At 50.7% G+C, this 14,832-nt stretch carries 11 protein-coding genes; 2 read left to right on the forward strand and 9 right to left on the reverse strand.

All coding sequences use genetic code 11. The annotated features are described in order from the left end of the window. Nucleotides 1-183: 183 nt before the first annotated feature. From AQ621_RS13810 to AQ621_RS13830, 6 genes are all read right to left on the reverse strand, one after another. Nucleotides 184-528 carry a P-II family nitrogen regulator gene (locus AQ621_RS13810; RefSeq protein ID WP_007151691.1) on the reverse strand — a complete coding sequence of 115 codons (345 nt, stop codon included), beginning with the start codon at nt 526-528 and terminating at the stop codon, nt 184-186. Between the two features lie 17 nt (nt 529-545). Then, complete coding sequence (locus tag AQ621_RS13815; RefSeq protein WP_058341915.1) at nt 546-3,653, reverse strand: efflux RND transporter permease subunit; 3,108 nt, start codon at nt 3,651-3,653, stop codon at nt 546-548. A gap of 14 nt (nt 3,654-3,667) precedes the next feature. Beyond that, complete coding sequence (locus tag AQ621_RS13820) at nt 3,668-4,852, reverse strand: efflux RND transporter periplasmic adaptor subunit (RefSeq protein ID WP_058341916.1); 1,185 nt, start codon at nt 4,850-4,852, stop codon at nt 3,668-3,670. A 49-nt stretch (nt 4,853-4,901) separates the two neighbouring features. Then, nucleotides 4,902-5,444: a TolC family protein gene (locus AQ621_RS17840; protein WP_227508342.1), complete on the reverse strand. Its 543-nt coding sequence runs from the start codon at nt 5,442-5,444 to the stop codon at nt 4,902-4,904. 98 nt (nt 5,445-5,542) lie between these two features. Beyond that, entirely contained in the window at nt 5,543-6,202 is a 660-nt protein-coding gene (locus AQ621_RS17845) for a TolC family protein (protein ID WP_227508343.1), read from the reverse strand. A 330-nt stretch (nt 6,203-6,532) separates the two neighbouring features. Then, on the reverse strand, nt 6,533-7,783 hold the full coding sequence (locus tag AQ621_RS13830) for a DcaP family trimeric outer membrane transporter (protein WP_058341917.1): 1,251 nt from the start codon (nt 7,781-7,783) through the stop codon (nt 6,533-6,535). Between the two features lie 334 nt (nt 7,784-8,117). Between AQ621_RS13830 and AQ621_RS13835 the strand changes: the two genes are divergently transcribed. Then, nucleotides 8,118-8,414: a hypothetical protein gene (locus AQ621_RS13835; RefSeq protein WP_058341918.1), complete on the forward strand. Its 297-nt coding sequence runs from the start codon at nt 8,118-8,120 to the stop codon at nt 8,412-8,414. A gap of 201 nt (nt 8,415-8,615) precedes the next feature. After that, complete coding sequence (locus AQ621_RS13840) at nt 8,616-9,929, forward strand: ATP-binding protein (RefSeq protein ID WP_058341919.1); 1,314 nt, start codon at nt 8,616-8,618, stop codon at nt 9,927-9,929. 30 nt (nt 9,930-9,959) lie between these two features. Here the strand turns inward: AQ621_RS13840 and AQ621_RS13845 are convergent, their stop codons facing one another. The 3 genes from AQ621_RS13845 to AQ621_RS13855 all read right to left on the reverse strand — a co-directional run bounded on the left by AQ621_RS13845 (nt 9,960) and on the right by AQ621_RS13855 (nt 14,216). After that, nucleotides 9,960-11,498 (reverse strand): hypothetical protein, encoded by a 1,539-nt coding sequence (locus AQ621_RS13845; RefSeq protein WP_058341920.1) that lies wholly within the window; start codon nt 11,496-11,498, stop codon nt 9,960-9,962. Between the two features lie 73 nt (nt 11,499-11,571). Continuing rightward, entirely contained in the window at nt 11,572-12,978 is a 1,407-nt protein-coding gene (locus AQ621_RS13850) for a hypothetical protein (RefSeq protein WP_058341921.1), read from the reverse strand. A 248-nt stretch (nt 12,979-13,226) separates the two neighbouring features. Then, nucleotides 13,227-14,216, reverse strand: coding sequence for a porin (locus AQ621_RS13855; RefSeq protein ID WP_226595805.1), 990 nt, complete (start codon nt 14,214-14,216; stop codon nt 13,227-13,229). Between the last annotated feature and the right edge of the window lie 616 nt (nt 14,217-14,832).

Genomic DNA, 14,832 nt, shown 5'->3' on the forward strand with positions numbered 1-14,832 from the left:
AGGCGCCTATGACGAGGCAGGAAAAGATCGAGATAATAAGTGCAAACTTTGAAATGAGTTTGAATTCGGAAAAACAGTTCAGATATGAGTCGCTAAAAACTCTTTGTAGCGCTTCTCAATGAGGCTAAGAACGGCAGCTCGCGACCAATCGCCGCGATGCCACCATCTCATTTCAGGAAGGGGCTAGATTGAAGTGGGTTGGAGTGCGCTTTCGTCGGTCGCCCCGTCTTCAATACGAACGGCCTGAACCAGTCGGGATACCAGTACCTTGCCGTCCCCCGGGTGTCCATCCCGGGTCCTGCTCGTTCGCACAATGATGTCCACAACTTCATCGGCAACAGCATCGGTCGCTACATCTACTTCCAGCTTGACCATCTGCACTTTCTCCAGAGGCGATTCATCGCCAACCAGATGACCAAATTCGTTGAGAGACACGACAGCAATGCTTGCCACCCCCTTAACTTTGGCCAGAGCATCAACCACATGCTCTGCCATCACTTCTCTGACATACGCTTTTATTTCATACATAAACCGCCTCCTGACTATCAGACTTCAACGTCACGACGTTCGGATGCAAACCATTGATACACGCTGGGCAACACTACCAACGTCAGCAGCGTTGACGTGATCAGACCGCCAACCACAACCGTTGCCAGTGGCCGTTGGACATTAGAGCCAATGCCATCGGCCAGCAGCAGGGGAATCAGCCCCAGAATAGCCACAGAGGCTGTCATCAGAACCGGCCGCAAACGACGTTGAGCGCCCAGCTTGACTGCTTCAGTGACTTCGTAGCCTTCGTCCCGCAACTGATTGATGTAGCTCACCATTACCACACCGTTCAGTACGGCTACGCCAAACACCGCAATGAACCCCACAGCAGCGGGCACGGAGAGGTAAAGCCCCGTCACAAACAACGCGACAATGCCACCAGTAACCGCAAAGGGCACATTCATGAAGATCAGCGCCGCATAGCGAAGACTACTGAATGCAGAAAAGAGAAGCAGGAAAATAAGCGCCAGGGTAATGGGCACAACGATCGCTAGCCTTGCCATGGCCCTTTCCTGGTTTTCAAACTGACCGCCGAACTCCACGAAATACCCCGGCGGCATATCCACTTGCTCCTCGATCCGCTTGCGCAAATCCTGAACAACACCGCCCATATCGCGACCACGCACGTTCATCTGCACGTACTGACGGCGACTGGCATTGGAGCGTGAAATTTTCTTGGGGCCTGCGTACATTTCAACATCGGCCACCCGTGCAAGCGGGATAAGCTCGCCACTGTTGCCCCTGAGGGGAAGCTTTCTGATTTCATCGATGGACCCGCGATAGGACTCTTGCAGCCGGGCGAAAATCTCAAATCGACGGACACCGTCGAACACCAGCCCGGCGCCTTTACCACCTATACCGGTTTCAACCGTACTCATCAGGTTATCGACGCTGATGCCGAACTGCGCCAGCACTTCACGGTCGGGGCGAATAACGATCTGTTTTTTACCCGCACTCTGCTGCGCGCGCACATCTGTTGCACCCGGCACCTCTTTCGCCAGGGCCGCTACTTCCCTGCCGATTCGGCCCAGCTCGTCCAGGTCGTCACCGAAGATGCTGGCGACCAGCTGCGCCTGAACGCCTGACAAGAGCTCGTCGGTTCTGAGCTGAATCGGTTGGGACAGATTGTTGGCAAGCCCGGGAACCCGCTCATCCAAAGCCTCTGCAATCCTGCTCTGGAGATCCTCATAGCTCACTTCCTCTCGCCACTGATCCAGAGGCTTCAGATTGACAAGCGTCGCGACAACGTTCACAGGTTCAGGATCACCACCCACCTCGGCACGACCGATCCTGGCATAGGTGCCGGTCACCTCTGGAAATTCATCTACAACGGACTGGATCCGTTTGCCGTATTTGATGGCAGATTCCAGGCTTGCTCCAGGCGGCAATGTCGAGCGAATCTGGAACGTGCCTTCCCTGAGCGTGGGCACGAATTCGCTCCCGAGATAGGGAAACAGCAGAAGACTGCCGGCAAAAGCAATGACGGCAACGCCCATCACAATCTTAGGGGCTTTGACGACAGTATTCACCACCGGCTTGTATAACCGATTCAGGAACAGAACCAGCTTCGGCTCTTTGTGACGCCCGCCCATCTTGAATGACAGGGAGGCCAGAACCGGCACCAACGTTAACGCGAGCAAAAGCGCACCGATCAGAGCAAAGCTGATGGTGTAGGCCATGGGCGAAAACAGCTTGCCCTCGACGCCCTGTAGCGTAAACAGTGGAAGGAAAACGATAATGATGATGCCTATGGCGAACACGATCGGACGGGCCACTTCCCGGGCGGATTCACCCACAAGCCTCAGAACGCTGACATTTTCCTCTGATCGTTCTTCCAGATGTCGGAAGATGTTCTCTATCATCACGACGGCGCCGTCCACCATCATGCCGATGCCAATAGCCAGCCCCCCCAGACTCATCAGGTTGGCCGACAGGCCCGACATGCGCATAGCAATGAACGCAAAGAGTACAGACAACGGCAACGTCGCCACCACGATCAGTGTGGAACGAATATTTCCCAGGAACAGATAGAGAAAAACCAGCACCAGAACCGAGCCTTCAAGCAGCGCTTTCTCGACAGTGCCTATAGCCTTGCCCACCAAGTCTGCCTGAGAGTAATACGCTTCTATTTTCAGCCCTTCAGGAAGTGACTTGTTCAGATCATCGATTTTTGCGTTGACATCCTCTAGAACCTGACTGGTGTTGGTACCAATCAATTTCATCACGTAGCCGCCCACGGACTCCTCACCTGAGGACACCTCTGCGCCACGGCGAATTGCCGGTCCAAGGCCAACCTCCGCCACATCCTTGACGTAAATAGGAGATTCTCCCTCACTCTTGGACACAATGATGTTCCGGATATCTTTGATGCCTGCGGTACCGGAGTTGACCCAGCCGTAACCACGGACAATGTACTCTTCACCTCCTCGAGTAATGAATGAGGCGCCAACGTTACGATTATTCTGGGTGAGGGCACCTCGAACATCAGACACCGTCAGGTTCCTTGCCTGAAGCTTCTGCGCATCAATATTGACCTGGTACTGCTTTACCTCGCCGCCGATAGAAAGCACACCGGTTACGCCCGGCACGGTCCTGAGCTGGGGTTTGACAATCCAGTCCTGAATCGTGCGAATTTCCTGCAGGCTGTATTGATCTTTATCCTCAGCTTCCAGGGAATACATCAGGATGCGCCCAAGACCGCTTGCGATGGGCCCGAGTTCGGGTTCCCCCATCCCTTCGGGAATCTGGCGCTTGGCCTCGGATAGCCGTTCGTTTACCAGCCGCCTGGCGAAGTAGATATCGGTGCCATCTTCGAAATAGATGGTCACCCGCGAAAGTCCGAAAATCGACGTGCTCTGCACTTTTTCTAACTTGGGAATACCATACATGCTGATCTCAACGGGATAGGAAATCAGCGTTTCGATATCAACCGGCGACAATCCAGGACTGGTAGTGAATACCTGAACCATGGTCGGTGTCGCGTCCGGAAACGCATCCACCGGCAGTTTTTGAAATGAAAATACGCCGGCAACGATCACGGCGATAGCAAAGACAAGCGTCATCAAACGATTGTTCAGCGCATAATTCACAATTGCGTTGATCATGCTCCCCCCGAGTATTAGTGTCCGTGAGCGGCGCTGCGGCCACTGGCGGTAATGGCCGACATCAGATCAAAAGCGCCCACTGAAACCACTTCCGTGTTTGCGCTGATGCCGGACTTAATCTCTATCCAGTCGTTAGCCTCCTTACCAAGAGTGACTGGAACCGCCTTGTAGGCTCCCCCTTCATTACCCGGAACAAATACAACGGACTCGTCATCGATGGTTTGCACGGCATCGTGTGGAACTAGGGGCAGTGATGCCGCCGATTGAGTCATGACTCTCGCTTTGGCATAGGTATTTGGACGAAGGTCGCCGTTGGGGGATTCGAGTACAACGCGAACCGTAATGGTGCGGGTTTCCTCATCAAGCTCATTTGAGATCCAGGACACTTCCCCGGTGTGAAAGCGGTCTGCAACCGACTTTGAGAAGACCTGAACTTCATCTCCGACGGATACCCTGCCAATGTCAGTTTCGGCAACTTGCAACATCACCCACACCACAGAGGTATCAGCTACGGTAAAAGGCGTATCTGAAGAGCTTAAGGTTTGGCCCAACCGGGCATCCATGCGCTCAATGCGCCCCTGGATAGGAGAACGGAGCGCGTACTGTGCAAGACTGCTATCTGCGCCTGACGAATCACTGCCAAAAACCTCCAGTTGCTCACGAATTGAATCGTACTCCGCTGTAATCTCAAGATAAGCGGCCTTGGCGTCCAGGAACTCTTCTTCGCTGGTGAAGCTTTCACTCCGCAATTGCTTTTCTCGCTGATACTCCGCAGTCGCGGCTTCTTTCCGAGCTTTCAACGAGTTCAGGCGGGAACGAATGCGAGCCAACTCAACGCTGTTTAACGTGGCCAACAACTGGCCTTTTTCAACCTGGTCCCCCAGATCAACAGCCAGTCTCGTAAGCTTTCCCTGCAATAGCGGCCCTACCTCAGCGACGCGATCCGGAACATAATGAACTTCAGCTGGCGCAGTAACGATATTATCAGCACGACCTCGGGGCACCGTTACAGTCTGCACGGAGAGCAACTCCCTCTGCTCTGGAGTCAGATGAACTTCGCGGGCCTCACTGCCTTCAGCCGAGTGCCCAGCCTCACCCTTTTGGTGCTGCCCTCCTTCGGCTTCTTCGGCGCCGTACGCCAGTGGCTGATAGACCAGAAAACTGATCGCGACAAACAATATCTGCAGATTTCGAATCATCTAAACACCTTCGATATAAGAGAACGTTCAACCATTAATTTTCTTGTCATCAGGAACCGGATGACATTGAAAGGGCACCACCGGTGCTCACTTCCAACGCCCGGACGGCGTCGATATAGTCGTGTTGCACTTGGACGTATTCCTGCCTCACCGACAAAAGATTGTCCTGAGCGGACAGGACATCGGAAGCATCGACTTTTCCCGCTTGAAGAGCTTTCTGCATCAGTTGCAGCGTTTCCTCCGAACGCTCGAGAATCGACTCGTTCATCTGGCGCAATCTGCTTACGGCGGATTCGTACTGAGCTACAGCAGATACGACCTGGCGTTCAGTCGCCAAACGCAGCGCCTCGGCCTCAAGCTCGGAGATTTTCAACTGAGCCGAGGCCTTCCTTTTTTCACCGGAATAATCATGAAACACGGTCAGAGGCATCGACACACCCGCACCAAAAAGGTTGGAGCTTTCCTCCCGCTCGTAGAATCCGAACACTTTCAGGTTCGGAATCGTTAGACTCTTGGCCAGTTCCAGGCCGGACTCATTCGCAGCAATTCTGGCTGCTGCCGCCTTCAGATCCCCTCTCTGGCGCTGAGCCATCGCTACAAGCCGATTAGTTGGTGGCAGGTTGGCACGAGCTACATTGAGCTCCCCCGCGACCCCTACCGCATCGGAGGGGGACACCCCAAGAACTTCCGTCAGGTCAATTTTTGACTGCCTAAGCTTTTGCGCGCTTCGGCCTTTTGGCTTTTTGCTCTTGCCAAGCCAATGGCGGCGGTATTGAGCTCAATCCGGGTCTGTTTGCCCCGCTCAACGGACACCTCAACCAGCTCTTTGGTTCTCTGCATCAGCTCAACGGTGCGGGTTGCCGTTTCCAGCTCTTTCTGTGCAAGCAGTATCTTGAAGTAGGCGGCCCGCACTCGCGCTTTTGTGGCTATTTTCAGGTATTCAAGTTCCTGCTGTTGAGCGGTGAGATTGCTTAGAGCACGTGACTGACTGAGATCGCCTCTATTGCCCATCCAGACTTCCTGAGTAACCCGAACCTCGTAGTTCAGGGACTGATCCGCCTGATCTGGATTGTCACGTCCACTCAACTCAAGCTCTGGATTACTGGGCGCCCAACGGCTGGCGTGATCGAGACCAGCTTCCTGCATGGACACAGCAGCCCGCCTCAAAGCCAACACCGGGCTATTCTCAAATGCCATTACCATTGCCTCATTCAAGGAGACAGCCTGGCTGGCCTTGGCTTGCTGGTACTCCTTGAGTGAAACGCTCTCCCCGGCGGTGGCCGCCGCCGAAGGCATGACGTTCAAGACTCCGGGTACTATCAGCACCCACAACAACAGTCGTTTGTTCATTCAATATCATCCTGGCTATTTGACTGAGATACATGAATCAGCGTTTTCGCCGTAACTGCCAGGACGACACTACAGACAAACCTTTAAATCAGTCTGAATGCCGCTCCATCAGAGCTAAATTGCGACTGAACGGACATTACTTACTAGGGGACTGTTGGATTAAATACCGGGGCAGGTCAAACCGACGAAACAATGGCAGGGATAATGTCGAAAAAGGAGGAGAGGAGAAAGAGCCCCTGACGGCATCGACGTGGAGGTAAACAATAATGTACGACGGGCCTACTAAGGCCCGTCGTAGGGTCCAACTATGTGGAGCAATGTAATAACGAATTAAAAGCTAAATTGCGCAGCCAACTGAAGACGGGTGTTATCAGCTGACTCACCGTTTGCCAGTTCTTTGTTGGCGTAAGACAGCTCAACCCCTACAGTCACCGGATCAGTCACTTGGTAGAAGTTGCTGAAGTACGCGCTCTCTAGGGTTTGGAAAGAGTTTGGAAAGAGAGTCTCGTCCTGATCACCCTCTAGAAACCCATAGGCCACACTCGTGGTGAATTTTGGCGTCCACTTGTGGCTCGCCGCAACGTTGAAGCCATAAGCCTCGATAGTTTCGAGATCACCATCGGAAGTTATATATGCCTCACCGATGCCAGTCCGACTCGCAGTGCTGTCGTTGTTACTATACGAGCTGTAAAGATAACGACCTACACCATCGCCTAAAACAACTCCGGCCATGAGCGAGGTTTCTGAAGTGACGTTGAGTCGACCAGCCGCCATGACGCCATATCCAAACGCAGCGTCGTCACCTGTCGCACTGGCGTCGTCGGTCTTAAGAGAACGGGCCAAGCCAGCAACCTCAAATCCACCACCAGACCCAGTCCACTTGTAACGGGCTGTAAGGTCAGGAACGGTATCACGTGAACCTTCAAACCCACTGGTTTCAGGATTTTCAGCTGACACCGAGAACTGTCCGTCACCCAGGCCCATCGTGTAACGAATCTGTGCCTGACGAATAAAGCTCACACCCACAGGCCCATTAAAGTCCAGTGTAGTCGGGTAAGCCGTAAAGTGCATAAAGTTACTCCACGTCTGACCCGCGAGCCAGCCGTTGAGCTCGCCATAGGCGTGACGAATACGAAGCCCCCGTGAATTGGAGAACAGTTCGTTGCCACCACCGCCGTAGAAGTCTGCCTCAACAACTGTCTTGGCTTCTCCAATATCGGTCGGGGTACTGGTTCCGAGACGCACTCGTGATTGACGGGCATGCGCTCTCAAAGAGCTATCACCATCCTCTACGGATGTATCGAGAACACTCGGATCATGCAAGTCACCGACATCCTGGTCTGTGTCGTAAATCATATCCAATTTTACGTAACCACCAATCGTAACCGAAGTGTTTGTGCCGGGCAGCAACCACCCCTTGGAATCATTGGTCCCCGCCATCTGATCCACCTGACTGCGCAAGTCATTGATCTGCTTTTGAAGTTCCGCAGTTGATTGCGCCAAAGCAGATGGGACCACCAGGCCCATGGTTGAAATCGCAAGTGTTGCTCTTATCGCTAACCTAAGTTTTTTAGTTTGCATTATAAATCAGTCTCCGTGAGCTTTCGTTATAAGATCCCCTACCGGCGATCGACACCTCATAAACCAAACGGTAAGGCGCTTCGGTTACATGCCACCACCGGTAAGTTGCTGGTTATGCCGGCACTTTCAGCCAGAACAACACATCACCATTGATAGCAGATGAACTTGAAACGAAGTTGAAAAAAAGAACCCTTAATACCTTTGTATTAACACTCCATCGCAACCGTTCTTCTAACTATGCCCTTTTTTCATCATCTAATTTTGTTTTTTCAAGCTGAGTTAAAGTTCATCTGTTTCCATTGGAATGCAGGCCATTCAACTTAAAGGTGACTCCATGAGAAAACATCTCTTGCTCACATCTCTAGCATTAACCATGGCGGCAGGAAGTCTCCATGCCTCTGAGGCCAACGATGATAAGCTGGCACAAAACATGCTCTCTAAAAGCGGCATTCAGGATATGAAGAGACAGCATAGGGTAATGACACAGGCGGCCTTATCTGAAGTGGGCATGGAGGCACGCCGGAAATTGATGTTATCGAATAACGACGATATCTATCACGAGATGATCAAATCGGGAGATATCAATCTATCTGAACTGGACCAGTTTTCAGAAGATCAGTTTAGTCATTAGAACGAGTTTCGCACTACGTTCCTGTCGATTGAAGACGGCTGATGAATTAAGAAGAAAATTTCGCCAATAGATGATATTTAAAATCCAGTTGCATTGTGAATGGTCTCCACCATTCCGTCTTGCCGCACTACTTTTGTAGTGCGGCTTTTTTCGGCCTAGTTTTAGTCGATACAACTTCTAACCACCTGATTGGCAGCCAATATGCCTAGAAAAAAACAACGCCCTTCAATAAAACGGAAACTGCTTACTTTCTTGGCTCTAACGGGCTTCGCGTGTACCGGGCTAATATTCTACTCACACACTCTTTTAATCGACTATATCCATGACGAGCTTCACAGGCAGCAGTTAGAGGCTGCAGGCAACCGACTTGTAAAGATGCTAACAAATCATAAAGGAGAAATTACAAAATCCTCTATCAGAAATATTTCATTGTCTCAATATTCTATTCACATCGAAGACAGTCAAGGTCGGAGTTTTACAAGCGAGAACATTAAACCGAATTTACAGGTGGTAGAATCATTCAGAAAGCCTGGAATTTTTCACATATCGGATGATGATCGCTCAATCCTTGGCTACTACAAAATATTTAATAATAGAAAAGATAAACTAAGCGTTACTATAATTGAAAAAAGCTCCTACTCACCAAACACGCTTGACAAAATCCACGTTCTTATATGGATAATATCTTTTACAATTCTCGTTACGATATCATTGATCATATTTATTGGGGTAACTATCGCACTAAAACCCTTAAAAATGATGAGTGCCCAATTAACGTCGCTTAAAAAGGGTCAGCGTAATAGACTGGATGAGAACGTACCTGAAGAATTCAATGAACTTGTCAAACATCTTAATCGTCTATTAGAGTCGTACGACAAAAAACTTACCCGTTCACGCCACCTAGCCGCAGATATTTCTCATAGCTTAAAAACCCCCCTTGCCGTCATAAACTCCATGATCAATGACGAAGCCATTCCCACCACAATCGCGAGTCAAATTAAGTCTCAACTGTCTGAAATGCACGAGCTGATCGACACTCAAATGAGAAAAACCGAAATGTCCGGTCAGTACATTGGAAAGGCGACACCGATCATTGAGAGAACTCTGGCACTGGTGGACGTAGTCAGTCGAATCTATCCTTACAAACAGATCCATCTTCAAGAAACATTACCCAGAGAGCTTGTCTGGCCAATTGATGAGCGTGATTTTAATGAGATCTTGGGTAATGTGCTTGATAACGCAAGCAAATGGTGCTCTCAGGAAGTTCATCTACACTTGAAACTTCACGATGACACTTTGACCATTCTTGTTGAAGATGACGGCCCCGGAGTAGCGTCACACCAACTCGCCGATCTTACCAAGCGCCAGAAAAGACTGGACGAAAAAACCCCTGGCTATGGCCTTGGCCTATCAATCGTTGAGGAAATCATCAATGACTACGGTGGTGCCATGCATTTTTCTTTATCACCCAAAGGTGGTCTTCGGGTTCTAATCGAGCTTCCCAGAAGCATTTGACGACTACAAGGGCAACTTATCCAGCTTTAGTCAGCGACCAGTAGGCATAGCAGCCCGATACACCAACGTCTCAACGTCAAAACTGTCACTTTGAACTGAGTTTTCATCCGGCGACATAAAGAATAACTCTGTATTGCCTGATACGGGGGACACCGGAACCGACGTTAGAAGACTTGTTGACTGCGTTTTGGGAGATTTCCCGGATCTCAGCGTCAACCAATCAACTCGAGTATCATAAACACCTATCATATCTTCGGCTGCACTGGATTCCTGTGGAATCCCGATATTAACTGCGTCCCCACCGGAGCGTACGAGCAGGTTCGGCAAAAATAGTGTTTGCCTCGGACTAAACACCAACTCAGGCGACACGTCGTAAGTCATACTCGTGCCTGCCACCCGGCTTCCAATCTCATAGTCCAGATGTGGGCCCTCGGTGCCAGCAGGGAAAAATGAAACCTTCCCTTGGGAGACGGTCACCATATTCAAAGGTCTCGGTTCGTTCTGAACAACGGCACCGATTACCCGGAACACTGGCGTGTACTGGCTTAATTCTTCATGAACGGCCTTCTCAAGATCAGGCCCGTTCGGTGAGATTGATATTTTATAGATCTCTGAACCAAACCCCTGCTCTGAGTAGAAAGACTGCCCGAGAATAGTTTCCCGGCGACCGTCAGCGTCCAAATCCTGCAATCCCAAGATTAAGGGAATGAAACCGATGGTTTCAGCCTTCCCCTCGGCCAACTGGATCAAAGAACTTGAAACACTACGGCCATTCCACTGATTCAAAATGAGGTAATATGAGTTCTCTGAAACGTACCAGTCCATTCGGATGACTTTCTCCCGACGGGGCACCTCAATGGACGCCAGGCTCTGAACAGCCCCGCTGGAATCAACAAGGAAAAAGCTGAGTTTGTTTCCATGCTCCGCCGCAAAATAGTAATCGCTGCCAGAACGAAACGCGGACAACGACTTTGCATTGATTGGCAGCTTCGCATATGGAGACGATGAAGCCTCCCCCTCAACTGAACCTACCCGATGTGCTTCAGCATCGGTCTGTACGATGCCGACCAACCAGGTGTTATTGTAGGTCGCAACGGCTTGACCTCTCCCGGTAACTTGAAAGCGCACCAATGGCACATCGTTTGACGCCTCTGGCTCGTCCCGCCACAAAAGATCAGGAAATCGGGCTTTCAACGCCGGCGTTACCGGCGTGGGATCGCCGACTCTGTCAGTAAACACCGCCGGAATACCGTAGAAGCGTTTCGATACAGCGCCAACGGAGGGCATCGTTCCAAACAGCACTTTCCCTACTGCTTGATCCTTTCCGATACTCTCGATACCGATGACTGCAAGGTTTTTCTCCGGGATGCCTGCATGATCAGGCTCCCGCAACACAACAAACAAATCACCTACCTCAACAGTGGCATCGTCGACTGTGAGGGAAAGCACTTTTTGATCACGATCTACCTGAATGACCTTTGCCTTTGCTGGATGCTCACGCTCAACCGCCTGTACCGCACCAGCTAGTAGTAGCATCAGGAACACAAATACTGCAGAACGAGTCATCATAGGAAAAAGTCACTTAATGCGGATTCATTTCGTATAACAAAAGCGGGGTGGCGCTCCCACCACCCCGTTCTTGTTAGAACTTGTACCTTACCCGACCGGCAACATGAACAATGTCCTGATCGCTTTTGCCGTCCTGTAAGGCAGTTTCCTCCAGCGCATCCATGGCATCGCCTGATGCCAGGTATGCAGCTTCTGCCGACAGCTCAAGCGAAGGGTATGGGAAGTACGAGACCTTGGAGCCAAATTCCAGTCCGAGATCTTTTGAGGACGATCCATCGGCAAGTGCAATGTCCTCAGCCAAGCGGTTGTAGACAATCATTCCGCTGACCGTAATATTGGCCGCTACTTTATGATCGAGCTGTAGCTTGTTCATGAAATACCCTTTGTCGAGGATATAGGGCGTTTCGGCGAAGTAGTCATCGCTCGTCATGTTTTCCTGAAAAATCATACTGTCGCTGAAGTCGACATCCGTGGCGATGAAGGCGTCGAAGTCCCCGTCTTGCTCATTGCCATCGCCCGATGCGTAGAGCACGGTGTACGTCAGTTGGTTTGGTCCAAATTGCAGCCCGAGCTCGCCGCGTCCCAGAACGGTCGAAAGGTCATAGTTCGTATTGGGATTCGTAGCACCATTCAATGGGACGAAATTTACACCTTCTATTGTTCCGCTTTGGCCAATCACCGTACCCTTCACGAACATGCGGCCTAGCGACGTCTCTTGACCATAATCCATCTCCACCCCAAAGCTGGAAACGGAATATTTGGAGTTATCAGCGATACTCTTCAGTTCATACTCCCTGCTATTTACCGTACCTACTCCCTCAGCAATTTGATCATTCATCTGATAGAGATAGAATAGGCCCGCGCTCAGGTTCGGTGAGTAACGCTTGTTCAGGTTGATCGCGAAGTTGTCCGCGCCATCCCAGCCTTCGTCCTGTTCTGAGTCGACGCCGCTCTCATTGGAAGAGTCACCTCGCCCCCATAACAACTGATAGTCAAATCCAGAGCCCAGTGAGCCTTTCCAAACAGCGGCTGTGGCGGTTTCAGTCCAGACATGTCGGTTCACTGACACTGGCTGCAAGCCCAGCGAGACGCGCTGGTCTAGCGTGTTGGGCACCAAGAAATCCACATAAGCCCACCGTGTTTCGATGTTCACACCATCACCGGAATAGTCGCCACCCGACCCCTCACCGTAGCGGATGCCACCAATCTCCGTCGCGAATACACCGGTAACTTTCTTGTCGTCGGAAGTTGCCTTCGCCCAGAAGCGATATTTGACCTCGCCGAAGCTCTCGGTCGGCTCGTCATCTTTCAGCGTACCGCCACCTGAGTTACCACCAGCAAACCAGTCTCTTTGATTGGTGTAGGCCTGAAAGCGGTTATCCATATCACCGTGGAATTCAACCTCCGCTGCCGTCGCGGCCCAACTTCCCGACAGTGTTGTCATCCCTGCAATCGCAGTGGCCAGAATGTTGCGCTTCAACGTATTCCCCTCCAGTTTCTTTCTTAATTGTTTGTGATATCCGATTCGTACGGATCGTGGCGCAAATCTTAAAACCAGCTAGAACAACGAACTAAAGGTCAAAAAAAAGGCGAGAATGAAGCATTCCCGCCATTAAATAACCTTAGTTAACTCACAAGTAGACTCTCACACGAACCTTAAATGAGCTTGAAATCCGGAAAAGATTTCAGATACGTCGGTCCCCCTGTATTCAGCGATCACGCTCGACTCTACATGGAAAACTTATGCTCGAAGCCCACACCAAATGTGGAGTCCTCAGAGTCGGCCAAGTCCGCCTCCACCTGAGACACATACGCATAGACCTTACTCTTGCTCGCCAGTTTATAATCGAGCCCCAAGGCCAGCAGGGTTAGCTCCTCGTTTGTTGTCTCGGCTTCGGTCAGTCCGTACTGTGCCTTGATCTTCCAACGCTCAAGATTAACGGCACCACCAACCAGATAAGACGTATCTTCTCCAGGGCCATCGCTTTCTTCTGCCAACTGGTAAACTGCGCCGATCTCGAAGTTGCTTAATCGGACCTTCCCTACGGTTCGCAGGATATTAAGACGACTATCGCCACTTGAATCGGCTTCCAGTGAATCTTCGATATCAGAATCGTAGGCAATACTTCCGTAAAAACGATCATTCTCAAACGTAAAAGAGCTGGAAACTGCATCCGCAGGTCCGTCGTTCTCTGCCCCAGCTGACTGCTCTTCACCCGGGATGACGGCAACACTAACGCCCACAGCATCAAACAGACGTGGAGAACTGTATTGAACAATGTTGCTGGTCCGATTTTCACCAGCCATGATATTTTTTATATCCGCCTGTAAGTCGTTGAACTGGTCAACCTTGCCCTGCGCTGACTTTAAAGGTGTGTCAAATTTTCCCGCAATCAGTGCACCGAGGTTCGCCTGCTTGAAGCCACCGTAAATATTACGCTGCGAGAAAGTCTGGCCATCCTTATCTCCATCATCAATCGATATTTCAAATTCTGCCTTGTAGATCGCCTCCAAGCCTTCGAGGTCGGTATTGAGCGCCCCTTTTACCCCCAGACGGGACGCATTACTCTGGAGCTTCCAGGTATCGCTATTACCGTCGTCCTGGTTTTCATACGAAACATTGGCTTTGCCGTACAGGATAGGACCTTCCCCCGCTAGTGCATTCATTGAAGTTACTGCAACCCCACCAAACACCAACATTGATAGACACTTTTTCATGGACACCTCTTCAGATTAGATAGATTCAAAATGACACTTGAAGTCTTTCAAATGCTGAGTAGATGGTGCTTTGCACTTATTGCAGAGTTGTTACATTTTTAAATTTTTTCTTTGTATTTCTACAACCTAAAACCAAAACCTTTTATTATATCCTTTGACACTGAATTGAACTTGAATATAAGCGGCTGTCTTCGTACATCGCGTCGTGGGCACGGAAGCGCTTTCCGTCTGACGCCAGGTCATTCACTAAATTCTTCTGTTCGCTCCCTGTGGTGGCCCCCGCTAAACCGGACACCACCTTGTTAATTTGATGCCAGCTCTGCCCGGTATTCCCCGGGCGATCTAATTGTTCCGCCCGTTCACGCCCTTTTTCCAGCGACCGGCCTGCCAAGACAATGTCGCTGTCGATCCGTTGCCCAAGAGTGTTGCAATAGCCGCCCCTGCAGCTCCGTAGCTACCAAGGATTAGTACGCTCTTGTTGCCCTGCCTCATCGTTGCTCAAACTCCTTTTAATGTACTCCAGTTCAACTCTTTAGTTACTACAGGGTCATACCGCAAGTCGTCGAATCGCGGTGGGTTCACCAGTGTCGTCAAAAACTAACAACTTAACGTTGAC

Source organism: Marinobacter sp. P4B1, from assembly GCF_001447135.1.
GTDB lineage: Bacteria > Pseudomonadota > Gammaproteobacteria > Pseudomonadales > Oleiphilaceae > Marinobacter > Marinobacter vinifirmus.

What these genes read in the sequence shown, in the direction of transcription:
- AQ621_RS13810 (WP_007151691.1), bottom strand. Translation starts at nt 528, where the DNA reads ATGTATGAAATAAAAGCGTATGTCAGAGAAGTGATGGCAGAGCATGTG.
- AQ621_RS13815 (WP_058341915.1), bottom strand. Translation starts at nt 3,653, where the DNA reads ATGATCAACGCAATTGTGAATTATGCGCTGAACAATCGTTTGATGACG.
- AQ621_RS13820 (WP_058341916.1), bottom strand. Translation starts at nt 4,852, where the DNA reads ATGATTCGAAATCTGCAGATATTGTTTGTCGCGATCAGTTTTCTGGTC.
- AQ621_RS17840 (WP_227508342.1), bottom strand. Translation starts at nt 5,444, where the DNA reads ATGGCTCAGCGCCAGAGAGGGGATCTGAAGGCGGCAGCAGCCAGAATT.
- AQ621_RS17845 (WP_227508343.1), bottom strand. Translation starts at nt 6,202, where the DNA reads ATGAACAAACGACTGTTGTTGTGGGTGCTGATAGTACCCGGAGTCTTG.
- AQ621_RS13830 (WP_058341917.1), bottom strand. Translation starts at nt 7,783, where the DNA reads ATGCAAACTAAAAAACTTAGGTTAGCGATAAGAGCAACACTTGCGATT.
- AQ621_RS13835 (WP_058341918.1), top strand. Translation starts at nt 8,118, where the DNA reads ATGAGAAAACATCTCTTGCTCACATCTCTAGCATTAACCATGGCGGCA.
- AQ621_RS13840 (WP_058341919.1), top strand. Translation starts at nt 8,616, where the DNA reads ATGCCTAGAAAAAAACAACGCCCTTCAATAAAACGGAAACTGCTTACT.
- AQ621_RS13845 (WP_058341920.1), bottom strand. Translation starts at nt 11,498, where the DNA reads ATGATGACTCGTTCTGCAGTATTTGTGTTCCTGATGCTACTACTAGCT.
- AQ621_RS13855 (WP_226595805.1), bottom strand. Translation starts at nt 14,216, where the DNA reads ATGAAAAAGTGTCTATCAATGTTGGTGTTTGGTGGGGTTGCAGTAACT.